The organism is Catenuloplanes atrovinosus (assembly GCF_031458235.1).
Classification (GTDB): domain Bacteria; phylum Actinomycetota; class Actinomycetes; order Mycobacteriales; family Micromonosporaceae; genus Catenuloplanes; species Catenuloplanes atrovinosus.
The window spans coordinates 8,177,880-8,191,164 of record NZ_JAVDYB010000001.1; the positions used below are offsets into that span (position 1 = coordinate 8,177,880).

Annotated in this window: 13 protein-coding genes and 1 pseudogene; 8 read left to right on the plus strand and 6 right to left on the minus strand. The window is 73.5% G+C overall.

Annotation, left to right across the window (positions count from 1 at the left end):
* The first annotated feature begins 157 nt into the window (after positions 1-157).
* The 6 genes from J2S41_RS36535 (at position 158) to J2S41_RS36560 (ending at position 5,645) form a co-directional block, all read left to right on the plus strand.
* Positions 158-370 carry a helix-turn-helix domain-containing protein gene (locus J2S41_RS36535; RefSeq protein ID WP_310374976.1) on the plus strand — a complete coding sequence of 71 codons (213 nt, stop codon included), beginning with the start codon at positions 158-160 and terminating at the stop codon, positions 368-370.
* Positions 371-588: 218 nt separating this feature from the next.
* Positions 589-690: a 30S ribosomal protein bS22 gene (locus tag J2S41_RS36540; RefSeq protein ID WP_007465623.1), complete on the plus strand. Its 102-nt coding sequence runs from the start codon at positions 589-591 to the stop codon at positions 688-690.
* A 101-nt stretch (positions 691-791) separates the two neighbouring features.
* Positions 792-1,853 carry an NAD-dependent epimerase/dehydratase family protein gene (locus tag J2S41_RS36545; protein WP_310375072.1) on the plus strand — a complete coding sequence of 354 codons (1,062 nt, stop codon included), beginning with the start codon at positions 792-794 and terminating at the stop codon, positions 1,851-1,853.
* Positions 1,850-2,893: a lysophospholipid acyltransferase family protein gene (locus tag J2S41_RS36550; protein WP_310375074.1), complete on the plus strand. Its 1,044-nt coding sequence runs from the start codon at positions 1,850-1,852 to the stop codon at positions 2,891-2,893. The genes J2S41_RS36545 and J2S41_RS36550 overlap by 4 nt, the downstream gene beginning before the upstream one ends.
* An 854-nt stretch (positions 2,894-3,747) precedes the next feature.
* Positions 3,748-4,332 (plus strand): hypothetical protein, encoded by a 585-nt coding sequence (locus J2S41_RS36555; protein WP_310375076.1) that lies wholly within the window; start codon positions 3,748-3,750, stop codon positions 4,330-4,332.
* 437 nt (positions 4,333-4,769) lie between these two features.
* Positions 4,770-5,645 (plus strand): LLM class flavin-dependent oxidoreductase, encoded by an 876-nt coding sequence (locus J2S41_RS36560; protein ID WP_310375077.1) that lies wholly within the window; start codon positions 4,770-4,772, stop codon positions 5,643-5,645.
* Here J2S41_RS36560 and J2S41_RS36565 read toward each other — a convergent pair.
* The 4 genes and pseudogenes from J2S41_RS36565 to J2S41_RS36580 form a co-directional block, all read right to left on the minus strand.
* Entirely contained in the window at positions 5,638-6,762 is a 1,125-nt protein-coding gene (locus J2S41_RS36565) for a TolB-like translocation protein (RefSeq protein WP_310375079.1), read from the minus strand. The genes J2S41_RS36560 and J2S41_RS36565 overlap by 8 nt on opposite strands.
* Positions 6,759-7,616 carry an HAD family hydrolase gene (locus tag J2S41_RS36570; protein WP_310375080.1) on the minus strand — a complete coding sequence of 286 codons (858 nt, stop codon included), beginning with the start codon at positions 7,614-7,616 and terminating at the stop codon, positions 6,759-6,761. The genes J2S41_RS36565 and J2S41_RS36570 overlap by 4 nt, the downstream gene beginning before the upstream one ends.
* Positions 7,617-8,091: 475 nt before the next feature.
* A pseudogene (locus tag J2S41_RS36575) lies at positions 8,092-8,961 on the minus strand (DUF5667 domain-containing protein); the annotation flags it as partial.
* A gap of 155 nt (positions 8,962-9,116) precedes the next feature.
* Positions 9,117-9,914, minus strand: coding sequence for an ECF subfamily RNA polymerase sigma factor, BldN family (locus J2S41_RS36580; RefSeq protein ID WP_310376796.1), 798 nt, complete (start codon positions 9,912-9,914; stop codon positions 9,117-9,119).
* A 510-nt stretch (positions 9,915-10,424) separates the two neighbouring features.
* On the opposite strand from J2S41_RS36580, the gene J2S41_RS36585 reads away from it, so the two are divergent.
* Entirely contained in the window at positions 10,425-10,673 is a 249-nt protein-coding gene (locus J2S41_RS36585) for a glutaredoxin family protein (RefSeq protein WP_310375084.1), read from the plus strand.
* Between the two features lie 16 nt (positions 10,674-10,689).
* Complete coding sequence (locus J2S41_RS36590) at positions 10,690-11,334, plus strand: HAD family hydrolase (RefSeq protein ID WP_310375086.1); 645 nt, start codon at positions 10,690-10,692, stop codon at positions 11,332-11,334.
* Here the strand turns inward: J2S41_RS36590 and J2S41_RS36595 are convergent.
* Positions 11,331-11,975, minus strand: coding sequence for a response regulator (locus J2S41_RS36595; RefSeq protein WP_310375088.1), 645 nt, complete (start codon positions 11,973-11,975; stop codon positions 11,331-11,333). The genes J2S41_RS36590 and J2S41_RS36595 overlap by 4 nt on opposite strands.
* A 10-nt stretch (positions 11,976-11,985) precedes the next feature.
* Positions 11,986-13,278 (minus strand): sensor histidine kinase, encoded by a 1,293-nt coding sequence (locus J2S41_RS36600; RefSeq protein WP_310375090.1) that lies wholly within the window; start codon positions 13,276-13,278, stop codon positions 11,986-11,988.
* Positions 13,279-13,285: the final 7 nt, after the last annotated feature.

Genomic DNA, 13,285 nt, shown 5'->3' on the forward strand with positions numbered 1-13,285 from the left:
TACGGATTTAGGGCCTTATTTGCGGCGTGGCGTCTTGACGCGATCACTGTGAGTTTCCAGAAGGTCTCGCGCCGTTAACAGCAGTCCCGTTACCGTACTAATTACACGCGCGTTGCCCGGAGGGGGTGCGCGCTCGGGGTCGATGGGTTGTGAGCGCATGGCCGGAGCATCCAACGCCGAGGGCCGGCTGCCGGAGGTCCGTTTCCTCACCGTTGCCGAGGTCGCCACGCTGATGCGGGTGTCCAAGATGACCGTCTACCGGCTCGTGCACAGCAACGAGCTGACCGCCGTCCGGGTGGGCCGTTCCTTCCGGGTGCCCGAGCACGCGGTCCACGAATATCTGCGCGGCGCGTTCTCCGAGTCTGCCTGACCGGCAGGGTCGTGTTTGTCGCCGCGTCGCACACGGGTACCCTGGAGCGGACTCGGACCCGAACCCCGCTGGCTCGCGCCGGTGCCCGGCCGCTGAAGCCCGGCGCAGGACGCGTTCGCGGAGGTTCCCGGTCCACCGTCTCGTCGGTGCCCGGCGTCACGCCCCGTGACCTGCCGAGCCCGCAGGTTCGCCACAACAACGATTGAAGGGGCTGTCGTATGGGCTCGGTGGTCAAGAAGCGCCGCAAGCGTATGGCCAAGAAGAAGCACCGCAAGCTGCTGCGCAAGACCCGCGTCCAGCGTCGCCGTCTCGGCAAGTAGTCCGCGTCGCGCCGGGCCCGGTCGACAGGCCCGGCGCGCAGATTGCCTGCCTGAGGTTCAATGACTGGTCGCGGGTGTTCGACAAGGCCACGGAGGCGCGAGTGACCGAATCGCCGGGGACCGTCGTGGTCACCGGGGTCAGCCGGTTCGTGGGTGCGCACGTGGCCGCGCGCCTCGCCGCCGACCCGCGCATCGGGCAGGTCATCGGGCTCGACCCGACCGATCCGCCCGCCGCGCTGGCCGACACGCTGAGCGGCGTCGAACTGGTCCGGGTCGACCTCCGATCCGCCGGCGCCGTCCTCGCCGACCTCGGCGCGGAGGCGGTCGTCCACCTCGCGATCACCAGCTCGCCGGACGCCATCCAGGGCGGCCGCGGCGCGATGAAGGAACACAACGTCATCGGCGCCATGCAGCTGCTCGCAGCCGCCCAGCAGGCGCCGAAGCTGCGCAAACTGGTCATGCGGTCGTCGACCGCCGCCTACGGCGCCTCGTTCCGCGACCCCGGCGTCTTCACCGAGGACACCGAGCCGCGCGAGGTGCCGCGCGGCGGCTTCGCCCGCGACATCCTGGACATCGAGGGGTACGTACGCGGGTTCCGCCGCCGGCGCCCCGACGTGGTCGCCACCGTGCTCCGCTTCGCGCCGTTCATCGGCTCCCGCGCGGACACGTCGCTGACCCGCTACTTCTCCCAGCCGTTCGTCCCGACCGTGTTCGGCCGCGACGCGCGGCTGCAGTTCGTGCACGTCGACGACGCGCTCGAGGTGATGCACCGCGCGGTCGCCGAGGACCACCCCGGCACCTACAACGTGGCCGGCGAGGGCGTGCTCGCGCTCTCCCAGGCGATCCGCCGGGCCGGCCGCGTCCCCGTGCCCGTCCCGGAGCCGGGCCTGGCCGGCGCGATGGCGATCGCCCGCGCCATGGGCCTCGGGCAGAACGGGCTGGACCAGGTCGACCTGTTCGTGCACGGCCGCGTGGTCGACACCAGCCGCCTGATCCGCGAGTTCGGTTTCACGCCGCGGTCCACCGCCGCCGCATTCGACGACTTCATCCAGGCCCACCTCGGCGGCGCGCTGGTATCGCCGGAGCGCCTGGCCGTGGCCGAGCGCTCAATCCTGGACACCATCCGCCGGGTGCGCGCGGCCCGCCAGGGAGAGCCGGCATGACCGAGCGCGGCGAGTTCCTGCCCGGCGCGGAGTTCCGCCCGGCCGACCCGGCGCCGATGCCGCGGCGCAGCAACGGACACCGCCCGTCCGTACCCGCGCAGCACGGTCTTCCGCCCGGCGACCACCCGGCCCCCGCCGCCGAGCCGGTGAAAATCCCGCCGGAGGCTCCCGCCGCCCCCGCCGCGGATGGCATCGTCGAGGACGTGTGGGACCAGCGGGTGGCCGGAGCTCTGTCCTTCCTGCGCCGCCGGCTCTCCGGCCAGTACGACGTCGACGAGTTCGGCTTCGACCCCGAGCTCACCGACCAGGTCTTCCACCCGCTGCTCAAGCCGCTCTACCGCGAGTGGTTCCGCACCGAGGTGCTGGACGTGGACAACGTCCCCGCCGACGGCGGCGCCCTGGTCGTCGGCAACCACTCCGGCACGATCGCGCTGGACGCGCTGATGCTCTCCGTCGCGCTCCGCGACACCCACCCGCGGGAACGCCACCTGCGCCTGCTCGGCGCCGACCTGATCTTCCGCATGCCGGTCGTCTCCGAACTGGCCCGCAAGTCCGGCGTCACCGTCGCCTGCAACCCCGACGCCGAGCGGCTGCTCCGCACCGGCGAGGTCGTCGGCGTCTTCCCCGAGGGCTTCAAGGGCATCGGCAAGCACTACTCCCAGCGCTACAAACTCCAGCGCTTCGGCCGCGGCGGCTTCGTCGCCGCCGCCCTGCGCACCGGCGCCCCCATCGTCCCCGCCGCCATCGTCGGCGCCGAGGAGTCCTACCCTCTGCTCGCCGACATCAAGCCCCTCGCCCGGCTGCTCGGCCTCCCGTACTTCCCGGTCACCCCCACCTTCCCGTGGCTGGGGCCGCTGGGCCTGGTCCCGCTGCCGAGCAAGTGGCTCATCCAGTTCTGCCCACCCATCCCCACGGCCCACCTGATGGACCAGGCCGACGACCCGCTGGTCGTCTACAACCTCGCCGACCAGGTCCGCGAGACCATCCAGCACACCCTCCACACCCTGCTGAAGTCCCGCCCCGACCCCTTCGGCCTCTGACCCTGCCGACCGGCTCCACCGCCACCGGCCGCGGCCTCGACCCGCGCACGCCCCGGCCGCCTCGGCACGACCTTGACACGCGCACCGTCCCGGCCGACGTCGTGTGCCGCTCGCCATGCTCTTGAGCCCGCCCGCACCGGGATCGTGGACGCGGCGTTTTGGTGCCGCGCTCGCCCACCTCCCCCGTGTCGCGGGCGGAGAACCAGCTCTCATCTCTCCGCCGCACCGCTTCTGCCGGGGCGGTGGCCTCCGATGTGCGGGCCGGGGCCACCGGGCGCCGTGCGCCCGAAATTTCGTCATATCGCGGTCGCCGTTGATCATCCACTGTGACTGTGTGAGCCACAGGCACGTTATTCACACCGAATAAGGTGCCTGCGCCTCACAAAGTGGGCGATCAATCGCTTCAGCGGGAAAGATCACGCGGGGACCGCACGCCGAGGGCCACTCTGCCGCCGGCTCCGCAGCGACCGTGTGCGCAGGCTTTGCTCTGCTTACCTACGCCGCACCGCACCCGCATCTCTCCCCGCCGCTCCCCGCGACCGACTCGCCCACCGCCGGCCCGTCCGCAACTCTCCACGACCGGCTTTGCTCTGCTTACCTGTGCGCGGCCGGCGCCTCTAGCCGGGTTGGCTCCGGACGGCTGCTCTGCTTACACGGACGCGAGTTGGGCCGGAGAGGAGGCGTAAAAGCGGCTATCGCCGGAATGGGGGTGCCGGCGGCGGGATCGCAGTCGTCGCTGCGGGCGTCCACCGACAGCGGGAGGTTCTCGGATATCGACGAACCTCCACGGTATGCGCCGATCGTGGTAACCCATCTGCAAGGATGGATGGAACCCGCGGACGAACGGAGCGGCCGTGAGAGTCCTCGTCGAAGCGTTGCTCGTGCCCGTGGTGACCGCCGTGCTGGGGGCGCTGGCCCTCGTCCTCCAGGAGCGGCGGAACCGCCGCGACGTCGAGCACCGCCGCGCCCGGGCGCTCGCCGACGCCACGGCGCAGGCCGCCTTCGTCGAGCAGTGGTGGCGCGCGCTCCGCGAGCTCAGCGGCCCGGTGGCTCCACCGCCCGGCGACCTCGCGACCGCCCGCGCCATTCTCGCCGAGGCGGCCGAGACGGTGTCCCAATCCCGGGCGCCCGAGGTGTCTCCGGTCAAGGCCCCCGAGCTCCTTCGGCGCCTCCTTCTGCTCTATCGCCTGCGGTCTCTCGGCGCGCGGTTCGTCCGGGCGGTCTTTCTCACCTGGGTGCTGCTGGTGCTGTTCGTGGCCATCGTCCCGGTCATCGAGGGTGAACCGGGCGAGAGCCGCTGGTTCGTGGCGGCGATGGGCCTCCTGCTAGTGATCGTGTCCCTGATCCCCGCCGCCCTCCTGCATTCCTTGGCGACCTTCCTCGACACCCGGCGGGCGGCCCGCGATCCCGCCGGCGCAATCGGCCCCGGGAGGCGGTGACGCCGGTGGCTCCGGCCCGGCGGTGTAACGCCAGGCCGGGCGCGACGCCGCGCTACCTGCTCGGCCAGCCGCACCGCTGACCGGCACACGACAACAGGGCCGCATCCCGTGCTGCGGTGCGGCCCTCTTCCGTGGGTGGAGGTAGGTGTTCACCGGCGGGTGATGTGGGCGCGTTCTGTCGCGGGGAGCTGCTCGGCGTGCATGCGCCGAGCCGGGGGACCGGGGGCGCGGCCGGATGGTGACCGGTGGCCGGGGTGGCGGAGGGGGTGCGGGTGGGCACGGCGGGACCGGCTCCGGCGCGGTGACCGGAGCGGAGCGCCAGCGGAGTCGGAGGGCGCCGCGCGGTTTGCCCGCGGGAGCATGCGGAGCGGGAGTGGGCCGGGAGTGGGAAAAGCGGGGTCTTCGGTTTGTCATTCGGGGGTGTGGAGGATGGGTGGATGACGAAGCTGGGGGCGGTGTTCGTGCCGCAGTGGGAGCCGGAGCGGTTGCGGGGTGTGGCGCGGGCGGCGGATGAGGCGGGGCTGGAGGAGCTGTGGCTGTGGGAGGACTGCTTCTTCGAGAGCGGGGTGGCGAGCGCGGCGGCGGCGCTGGCGTGGACGGAGCGGCTGCGGGTGGTGGTGGGGCTGCTGCCGGCGCCGTTGCGGAACGTGGCGCTGACGGCGATGGAGGCGGCGAACCTGGAGCGGATGTTCCCGGGGCGGTCGATGCTCGGGATCGGGCACGGCGTGCAGGGGTGGATGGGGCAGGCGGGGGCGCGGGTCGAGTCGCCGGTGACGCTGATGCGGGAGTACGTAGGGGCGCTGCGCGGGCTGCTCGGCGGTGAGCGGGTCACGGTGCGCGGTCGGTACGTGAACCTGGACGGCGTGGAGCTGGTGTGGAAGCCGGCGAGCCCGCCGCCGGTGCTGGTCGGGGCGTCGGGGCCGCGGTCGCTGCGGCTGTGCGGGGAGGTCGGGGACGTGGTGATCCTGTCCGGCGGGACGCCGCCGGGCGAGGTGGCGCGGGCGCGGGCGCTGATCGAGGAGGGGCGGACGGCGGCGGGTCGGACCACGCCGGTCACGCTGGCGGTCTACCTGATCGCGGCGACCGGGGCGGGCCAGTTCGAGCGGCGGCGCCGGGCGCACCGGACGTGGGGGCTGACCGGGCCGGTGGAGGACGTGACGGTGGGCGGCGACGCGGCGGAGATCGCGGCGCAGCTGCGGCGCTGGACGGACGCGGGCGCGGACACGATCGTGCTGCAGCCGGCCGCGGACGAGCCGTCGCCGGAGGACTTCGTCCGGTTCGTCGCCCGCCAGTTGCGGCCGCTGGTCAGCTGATCGCGCTGAGGGGCAGCGTGTGCCAGACGGTGTCGGTGTCGGCGCCGGTCGACCACCAGAGGACGCCGTTCCGGGCCTGGATCATGCCGACCGCGTCGGCGACCCGGACGGTCTGCTGCCGGTCGATGTCGTACACGTAGAGGATCTGGCTGCTGGTCGGGATGGTGTCCGGGCCGGCCTCGGTGAGCACCTCGAACCGGTCCAGCAGGCCCACGTCGGTGACCGCGGACATCGCGGCGCCGCCGGCCATCCGGCGCCGGTCGGAGCCGTCGGGGCGCATCAGGTCGGTACGGGCCGGGCCGTTCGCGGAGACGACCAGCACCCGGCACCAGACGCTGCCGCAGGTGACCAGCTCGGTGCCGGTGGCCGGGACGGACAGCTCGCGGTGGTTGCGCCAGTCGCGGAGCCGGGGCAGCGACGCCTGGCCGCTCTCCGCGCTGACCAGCCACGGGAACTTCGTCATCGCCCAGGCGCCGTCCTCGGTGTTCGTGGTGACGGCGCCGCCGGCCAGCGGTACGGACCGGATCAGCGTGGCCGGCTCGGTGGCGGGCGAGACCTCGGCCCAGTAGAGCGTGCCGTCCGCGATCAGCATGTCGAACTCGGAGTTGAAGAAGACCACGTCGCCGGTGTCGGCGGTGAGCCGGCGCGGCTCCCCGTCCGGCAGCCGCATCGCCCACATCTCGGTGCGGGTCACGTTGTCGTCGCCGGCCACGGACTCGGCCCAGGCCAGCTCCGTGCCGTCGGTGGTGAAGCCGCCGAACTGCGGCGACCCGGCGTAGGGCAGCCGGCGCAGCTCGCGCACCGTGCCGTCGGCGGCGCGGCGCACCAGCCGCATGGCGGCGCCGTCCGGGCTGGGCGCGGTGCCGATCGCGGTGCCCGGGTCCAGGAAGTACGACGGGGAGAACGCGGGCCCGTCCGCGAGGTTGCCCGGGAACTGGCCGACGGGCACGCCCGGCCAGGCCTCGGCGGGGCCGATCGGGCCGGTCTGCGCCGGGGTCCGCGCGCGGTCCGCGTTGCCCGGCAGCACGATCAGCGCGATCGCGGCGAGCACCGCGACCAGCAGGCCGATCTGCGCGAGCCCGATCCGGCGCCGGGGGACGGTCGCGGTGGCGGTCATCGGGCCGCCCGCCGCCGGACGGCCACGGTCAGCGCGGCGCCGGCGAGCACGCCGGTGACCACGGCGACCGGCACCGCCACCCGGGCCGCCTTGCGCGCGGTGCGGAAGTCGCGGACCTGCCAGCCCTTGGTGCGCGCGATGCGGCGCAGCGCCGCGTCCGGGTTGGTCGCCACGGCGGTGCCGACGCAGGTCAGCATGGGCAGATCGTTGGCCGAGTCGCTGTACGCGGTGCAGCGCCGCAGCTCCAGTCCCTCCACCTCGGCGAGCCGGTGCACCGCGTCCGCCTTGGCCGCGCCGTGCATCAGGTCGCCGACCAGCCGTCCGGTGTAGACGCCGTCGGTGATCTCGGCGACCGTGCCGATGGCGCCGGTCAGGCCGAGCCGCTGCGCGATCACCCGCCCTATCTCGATCGGCGCGGCGGTGACCAGCCAGACCCGCTGGCCGCGCTCCAGGTGGGTGCGGGCCAGCGCGTGCGTGCCGGGCCAGATCCGCTCCGCCATCAACTCGTCGAAGATCTCCTCGGCCAGCCGTTCCACGTCCCCGACGGTCCAGCCGCGGAAGAACGCCAACGCCACGTCGCGCGCGCTGCTGATGTGGCCGCGGTGCTCGCTGACCAGCCGGAAGCGGGCCTGCTGCCAGGCGAACCGGGCGACGTCGCGTGCCGTGAAGTAGCGGCGGGAGGCGAGGCCGCGGGCGAACCAGTACAGCGACGCGCCCTGCATCATCGTGTTGTCCAGGTCGAAGAAGGCGGCGGCGCGGGGGGCCGGCTCCGGGACGAGCGCGGCCTCCAGGTCGGTCGAGACCCAGCCGGCGGTGTGACCCTGTGCGTCCGTGCTCACGGTCACCTTGCGCATGCGCGGCACCGGATCTCCCCTCTCGTCACGGTCCAAGCGATCGCTCACGCGAGCCTAGCCGCCGCCCGAAACGGACCGTACGGACGCCGGGGCCCGAACGACGCAGGAGGGCCGCCCGACCCGGTGGTCGGACGGCCCTCGCGCACGTCGTCGGCGATCAGCCGCCGAGCAGGCCGCCGATCAGATCCTCCAGCACGTTCTTGCCGGCCGGCGTGGGACTCGGCACCGGCGTGAGCGGCTGCGGGTCCTCGACGGCCGGGTCCGGGTCGGCGGCCCCCGGTGTCGGGCCGGCACCGGCCGCGGGCGCGGCGGGCGTCGGCGTGGCCGCGGGCGTCACCGGCGCGCCGGACGTCACCGGGGCACCGGACACGGGCGTGCCGGCGTCCGGCTCCGGGCCGTCCGGGATCTGTTCCTGCGAGCGCTGGCTGCTGCCGCCGTGCACGGGCGAGCCGACCGGGTCGGCGTCGTCGCCGCCGCAGAGGTTCGGCAGCGGGCCGAGCGCGTCGGCCCGCGGCGCCGCCTCCGCCGCCGGGCAGGTGAACCCGTCCAGCAGCGCGCGGGAGCGCTTGTCGACGGAGTCGAGCAGGATCAGCGAGCCGAGCGCGCGGTCCCGGTTCGGCCCGGACAGCGTGTCCAGGAAGCCGCCGATCTGCCGGCGCTGGCCGGTGACGAACGACCCGACCGGCTCCAGCGGCGTGCCGCTGTGCTCCCGGGTCGCGGCGCCGGCCAGCAGCTTGACGCCCTCGCGGGTGTCGGCGTCCATGTCGTTGAGCACGGCCTCGAATCCGGCGGGGTCGCCGGTGACGGCGCGCGCCTCGCGCAGCCGGGTGGTCGCGAAGTCCAGGAACAGCCGGCCCTTGTCCTCGTCCGACCCGGCGAGCGCCAGCTGGGCCCGCTCGGTCTGCCGCTTGACGCTGTAGAGCGCGTCGCCCGGGTTCGCGTCGGAGCTGGCCGCGGACATGCCGGAGACCGCGACCGCGCCGGCGATCACGCCGACCACGACCGCGCCCCGGGCGCGCAGCCGGCGTCCGGCCGCGTCGGCGGCGGTACCGGCCTTGAGCAGGCGGCCGATCGGGCTGCCGGCGTCCTCCGGGTCCGTGGAGGTGACGCCGATGCCCTCGCGCTCCGCGGTCGCCATCAGCATGGCGCGGAGCCCGGTACGGAAGTCGGGGTCGAGCTCGGGGCCCGGCGAAGCGCTGGTGAGTCCGTGGCCGAGCGCCACGAACTCGGCGAGCCGGTCATCGGTGGCCCGGGACCGGCCGTGGTGGCGCGGTCCGCCCTCCGCCTCGTCCAGCAGCTGGGCGAAGCGTTCGGCACGACGACGATCGAAGATGACGTTTCTCACCGAGGGCACCTCCCTTCAGTCGTCGCGGGAACCCGGACGGCGTCGGCACCGGCCAGGGCGACCGCGATGCGGGGAAATGCCGGAACCACCATGGGTCGCACCGAGACAAACGGGGGACGGGCACGCGTGGTTACGGGACGAGGCGGGGGAACGGGTCACGGCTGGAAGCCGTCCGGCAGGAGCCGGGCGAGCGTACGCACGGCCCGGTACTGCAACGCCTTGATCGCGCCCTCGTTCTTCCCCATCGCCTGCGCGGTCTCCGCCACGGAGAAACCCTGGAGGAAGCGGAGCACGATGCACTCCTGCTGCTCCGGGTTGAGCTGCTTGACCGCGGTGAGCAGGGCCACGTTGGTGATGTGGTCGACGACCGCCGCCTCCGGGCTGCCCTCCGGCCCGCGGTCCTCGCGGTCGGCGTCGAGCACGTCGCCGGTGGTCACCTCCAGCCGGTAGCGGCCGGACTTGAAGTGGTCGGCGACCAGGTTGCGGGCGATGGTGACCAGCCAGGCGCCGAGGTCGCGGCCCTGCCAGGTGAAGCTGCCGATCCGCTTGAGCGCGCGCAGGAACGTGTCCGAGGTCAGGTCCTCGGCGAGCTGGCGGTTGCCGACCCGGAAGTAGATGAACCGGAACACGGTGTCCACGTACCGGTCGTAGATCAGCCCGAACGCCTCGGCCTCGCCGGCCTGGGCGCGCTCGACCAGGGCCCACACCTCCGCGGCGGCGTCGGACGGGTCCGGCCGGCTCGGGCGCTGCGGCGCCTCCGGCCCGGAGTTGGGCCCGGTGACCGGCAGCGGCGTGGTGTCGGTGGTGCGCTGCCCGGGCGGGGCGGGCTTGACCGGGGCGCCGACCCGGCCGCCGTTGGTGGGCGTGCCGGTCCGGGGCGGCGCCTGGTTCGGCGGCGCGTTGGGTGGGCGGTTCCGGGTGCGCTCGCTGCCGCTGCTCTCCGCGCGCGCCATCCCGATGACCACGCCGAGCTGATGGAGACCGTCGTTGAGCGCGAGCCGGGCCGAAAAGACGAACCCGTCCGCGGCGTATCGGTACGTCACTGGGCCTCCTCCGCGCAATCCCTCGAAAAGGGCATATCGGCGCATACGGCGGGTAAGGGGGGTCGGCGAGCCAGGAGCGGACAGGCACCCATGAGGTGCAGTTGCGGTGCAAGATCGGGCACAACGGCCTCCTCTGGGTGAGGGGTGTCAACTCATAACAAAAGGGGTGAGTCGACCCTTTGAGATGATAGGGCCTGGCTCACCCGCACGTGTGGAGTCCGTTACATAGAGCAGGAGTATTTCGCGGAAACCGCACTTCCGTGTCGCACACCGTGTGCGTCCGGCCAAACGATACGTGTGGTGATTGGGCGCTTACCTCGGGCGATTCACCGACACGCCCGGACGCACTTGCACCGCGACACGCCGTGCCCGGTGTCCACCGGGGGTCACGCCCCGCCGCGCTCTGGCAGACTCGGCACCGTGGAGGAGCCCCGACTGACCCTGATCACCCGGCCCGGCTGCCACCTGTGCGAGGTGGCCAAGGAGGCGATCGACCGGGTGGTCGCCGCGACCGGTGACCGCTACCTCGAGGTCGACGTGGAGAGCGACCTCGAACTGGAGCGGGAGTACGGCGAACGGGTCCCCGTGATCCTGCTGGACGGCCGGGAGCACGGCTACTGGCGGGTGGAGGAGGCCCGCCTGCTGGCCGATCTCGCACGGCCCCGCTGAGCGCTAGCATCGCGCGATGGGCAATCGCACGCACCTGGTCTGGGACTGGAACGGCACGCTCCTCAACGACCTGCATCTCGTCGTCGCCGCGACGAACGCGGCCTTCGCCAGCATCGCCGGCCCGGCGGTCACCCCGGACGAGCACCGGCGCAACTTCCGCCGCCCCATCTCGGAGTACTACGCGGGGGTGCTCGGCCGGGCGGTCGGCGCGGACGAGTTCGGCGTGCTCGACGGGATCTTCCACGACGCGTACCGGGATGGCCTGACCTCGGTGGCGCTGGCCGCGGACGCGGCGGACGCGATGCGCGAGTGGGGCCCGCACCAGTCACTGCTGTCCATGTGGTTCCACAGCGAGCTGGTGCCGGCCATCGAGCGGTACGGCCTGACCTCGCACTTCCTGCGCGTCGACGGCCTGCCCGGCACGGTCGGCGGCGGCCTCAAGGCCGAATACCTGGCCCGCCACCTGGCCGGACTCGGCGTGGACGGCACCCGCACCGTGCTGATCGGCGACTCGCTGGACGACGCGGACGCGGCGCACTCGGTCGGCGGCGCGGTCGTGCTCTACACCGGCGGCTTCACCGACCCGGACCGGCTGCGCGCCTCCGGCCTCCCGGTCGCGGACACGCTGTCCGAGGCCGTGCGGATCGCCAAGACCCTCTAACCGCGCAGGTACGCCAGCACCGCCAGCACCCGGCGGTGCTGCTCCTCGTCCGGCGGCAATTGCAGCTTGGTGAAGATGTTCCGGACGTGCTTCTCCACCGCACCGTCGCTGACCACCAGCTTCCGGGCGATCGCGGTGTTGGACAGGCCCTCCGCCATCAGCCCGAGGACCTCCCGCTCGCGCGGCGTGAGCTGGCGCAGCGGGTCGTCCCGGCGGCGGCGCGCGAACAGCTGCGCGACCACCTCCGGGTCCAGCACGGTGCCGCCGCCCGCCACCCGGCCGAGCCCGTCGAGGAAGTCCGCCACCGCCGCCACCCGGTCCTTGAGCAGGTATCCGATGGCGCCGGCCCGGTCGGCGAGCAGGTCGTCGGCGTAGGAGACCTCGACGTACTGGGAGAGCACCAGGATCGGCGTGCCCGGCACCAGCGCCCGGGCCTCCACCGCGGCGCGCAGCCCCTCGTCGGTGTGCGACGGCGGCATCCGCACGTCCACGATCGAGACGTCCGGCCGGTGCTCCCCGACGGCCGCGACCAGCGCGGGCCCGGTGTCCACGGCCGCGACCACCTCGTGCCCGTGCTCGGTCAGCAGCCGGATGAGACCTTCCCGCAACAGCACCGCGTCCTCGGCGATCACGACCCGCATGCCCCCGTGTCTAGCACGGCAGGTCGACCCGCAGCTCCGTCGGCCCGCCCATCGGGCTGTCGATGCGCAGCGTGCCGCCCGCGGCCTGGACCCGATCGGCCAGCCCGGCCAGCCCGTGCCCCTTCGCCAGGTGCGCGCCGCCGGCGCCGTTGTCCAGCACCGAGATGCCGAGCCGGCCACCCGCGTGCGCCACGGTCAGCCACGCCTCGCTGGCGTTGCTGTGCTTGTTCAGGTTCGCCAGCGCCTCGGCGACCACGAAGTACGCCGCGTTCTCCACGACCGCGTCCAGCCGCCCGGCCGGGGTGCCGAGTTCCGGATCGACGGCCAGCTCCACCGGTACGGTCGACCGCCCGGCCAGCGCCGCCAGCGCGCTCGGCAGCCCGCGGTCGGCCAGCACCGGCGGCGCGATGCCCCGGGACAGCGCGCGCAGCTCGTTGAGCGTGTCCACGGTGTGCGCCAGCGCCTCGTCGAGCGTGGCCCTGGCGGCCGCCGGGTCCGACTCCAGCTGCTGCTGCGCGCGGCCGAGGTCCATGGCCAGCCGGACCAGGCGCTGCTGCGGGCCGTCGTGGATGTCCCGCTCCAGCCGCCGCAGCGCGTGCGCCTCGGCGGAGACCGCGGCCCGCCGCTGCCCCTCCAGCGTGGTGATCCGCGTCTGGAACTGCGCCATGCCGGTCAGCAGCGCCCGGCCGGTGTACGCACTGAGCAGCGCGGCGCCGCGGACGACCAGCGGCAGCGTGGTGAGGAAGAAGATGCCGAGCACGGTGTAGAGCGCGATCCGCGAGCCGCCGGTGTCCGGCAGGCCGAGCAGCTCCGGCAGGTCGGTGTTGTCCGGCTCGTAGGGCAGTGCCCAGTCCCAGGCCCAGTACGTGACGCCGGCCAGCGCGCCGGCCCACCAGACCGCGGTGAACGCGAACGCGACGGCCGCGATCGGCAGCATCAGCAGCGCGTGCGCGAAGTCCAGCCACGACTGGGTGTCCAGGATCGGGGCGAAGACCCGGCCCCACAGCCCGCTGCCCTCCTTCGCCTTCCGGTAGGCGGGCCGGATGTAGGGCGCCCGCAGCACCGCCGGCAGGCGCAGCCGTTCCAGGTCGGCGAACCCGCGCGCGACGTACAGGCCGCCCGCCAGGATCGGCAGCCCGATGACGGTGACCGCCAGCCCGGCACCCAGAGTGACGGTGACGATCGTCAGGATGAAGCCGATGAGGCCCAGCGGCAGGCCGATCAGGACGTAACCGGAATCAATCAGCAATTGCCGCATCGTGGCCGGGGCCGTGGTCTCCGATTGGGCGGGGAGCGTGGTCATGGCGAAA

Coding starts and splice junctions, on each gene's coding strand:
- J2S41_RS36600 (WP_310375090.1), bottom strand. CDS start 13,278: ATGACCACGCTCCCCGCCCAATCGGAGACCACGGCCCCGGCCACGATG.
- J2S41_RS36580 (WP_310376796.1), bottom strand. CDS start 9,914: ATGGCGCGCGCGGAGAGCAGCGGCAGCGAGCGCACCCGGAACCGCCCA.
- J2S41_RS36565 (WP_310375079.1), bottom strand. CDS start 6,762: ATGACCGCCACCGCGACCGTCCCCCGGCGCCGGATCGGGCTCGCGCAG.
- J2S41_RS36570 (WP_310375080.1), bottom strand. CDS start 7,616: ATGCGCAAGGTGACCGTGAGCACGGACGCACAGGGTCACACCGCCGGC.
- J2S41_RS36595 (WP_310375088.1), bottom strand. CDS start 11,975: ATGCGGGTCGTGATCGCCGAGGACGCGGTGCTGTTGCGGGAAGGTCTC.
- J2S41_RS36590 (WP_310375086.1), top strand. CDS start 10,690: ATGGGCAATCGCACGCACCTGGTCTGGGACTGGAACGGCACGCTCCTC.
- J2S41_RS36550 (WP_310375074.1), top strand. CDS start 1,850: ATGACCGAGCGCGGCGAGTTCCTGCCCGGCGCGGAGTTCCGCCCGGCC.
- J2S41_RS36540 (WP_007465623.1), top strand. CDS start 589: ATGGGCTCGGTGGTCAAGAAGCGCCGCAAGCGTATGGCCAAGAAGAAG.
- J2S41_RS36560 (WP_310375077.1), top strand. CDS start 4,770: ATGACGAAGCTGGGGGCGGTGTTCGTGCCGCAGTGGGAGCCGGAGCGG.
- J2S41_RS36535 (WP_310374976.1), top strand. CDS start 158: ATGGCCGGAGCATCCAACGCCGAGGGCCGGCTGCCGGAGGTCCGTTTC.